The sequence below is a fragment of the Microbispora siamensis genome, from assembly GCF_016863095.1.
Taxonomy (GTDB): domain Bacteria; phylum Actinomycetota; class Actinomycetes; order Streptosporangiales; family Streptosporangiaceae; genus Microbispora; species Microbispora siamensis.
In genome coordinates this window covers 1-1,534 of the sequence record NZ_BOOF01000114.1, presented here as the reverse complement: position 1 = coordinate 1,534, position 1,534 = coordinate 1, and the positions used below count along the sequence as shown (strand labels likewise).

Sequence of the window (1,534 nt, the reverse complement as noted above, 5' to 3'; positions counted from 1 at the left end):
GTGTTACGGGGTGGTGAGGTCGAATCGGTTGACGGTGACGGCGCCGCCCAGGGATTGGGTGGCGTAGTTGAAGATGGCGAACCGGTAGCCCATGAAGAACTGCCAGGCGTTGCCCATGGTGAAGGCCGGTCCGAAGGAGGTGAAGTTCACTCCGTCGGTGCTGTAGGAGAACCTGGCCTGGCGGCCGGTGCCCGGGCGGATGTCGGCGTTGACCCGCAGCCAGATCCGTCCGCCGGAGATGGGCGTGCTCGCGACCTCGGTGCCGGTGCTGGTGGTCTGCCAGCTGCTGTTCATGGTCAGGTTGTTGGTGGCGACCAGGCGGGTCTGGCCGTTGTCGCGCCTGACGCCGATCCAGGCCGAGGAGTCGCGCAGCATCGCCAGCCCGGCCCGGTCACCGTCGCGCATGGCCGAGTAGTCCAGCTGGATCGTCGCGGTCGAGGACGGGCCCAGGATGCGGTGGGTGAGGGTGTTGCGGGCCGAGTACAGGTCGCCGGTCACCGTGGCGGTCTGCAGGCGCAGCCCGTTGCCCACGCTGTACTTGGTGGTGTCGGGGTTGTGGTTCCACTCCCATTCGGGCCCCAGCTGGGTGCCGGTGAAGGTGTCGGTCCCGGTCGGCGGCTTCACCTGCCGGGGCGGGCGCGGCACGTTGGGGTAGGGGTAGGAGCCGCCCCACGCGCCGTTCACGGTCTGCACCGTGGGCCAGCCGTCGGAGGTCCAGGTGATCGGGGCCAGGACGGGGATGCGGCCGCCGGGGTAGGCGTCCTGGAAGGCCATGTAGTACCAGGCGCCGTTTTGGGTCTGGACCAGCCCGCCCTGGTGCGGCACCCCGCCGCCGGAGACCGGGCCGCCCATGTTCAGCAGCACCTGGCGCATCTCATACGGGCCGAAGGGGCCGTTGGTGGACTTCAGCACGTACTGCCCGTTGGCCGGGCGGGTCACGAAGATGTAGTAGGCGCCGCCCCGCTTGTACATCCGCGACCCTTCCAGGGTGCCCACGCTGGAGGGGGTGGAGAACACCTGCTGGCTGCGGACCTCGCTCTTGCCGTCGGCCGACAGCTGGGCCACGTTGATGGTGGTGTTGCCGTAGGCGACGTACATGGTGTCGTTGTCGTCGATGAGCAGCCCGGCGTCGTAGTAGCACTTGTCGATCGTGGTGTGCCGGTTCCACGGGCCTTCCACCGAGGTGGCGGTGTAGATGTAGGTCTTGCTGAAGTCGATGCATCCGCCCCAGTAGAAGGTCTTGTTGCTCTTGCGGTAGTTCAGGAACGACGCCCAGATCCCGTTGACGTACGCCCGCCCGCCGTTCAGGTCGTACTTCGACCCGAAGTCCAGCTTGGGCACCGAGTGACCGGCGTACTCCCAGTTGACCAGGTCGTAGGAGCGCAGGATCGGCGCGCCGGGCGAGTAGTGCATCGTGGAGGCCGAGTAGTAGTAGGTGTCGTCCACCCGGAACACGTCGATGTCGGCCAGGTCCTCCCACAACACCGGGTTGGAGTAGGTCGACGACGGCGGCCACGGCCCACCCGACGGACTC

At 67.5% G+C, this 1,534-nt stretch carries 1 protein-coding gene; it reads right to left on the bottom strand.

Features of this window, described 5'->3' with window-relative positions; all coding sequences use genetic code 11:
* Positions 1-3 precede the first annotated feature (3 nt).
* The coding region (locus tag Msi02_RS42700; protein ID WP_204053401.1) for a glycoside hydrolase family 43 protein at positions 4-1,534 on the bottom strand (1,531 nt) is incomplete at its 5' end.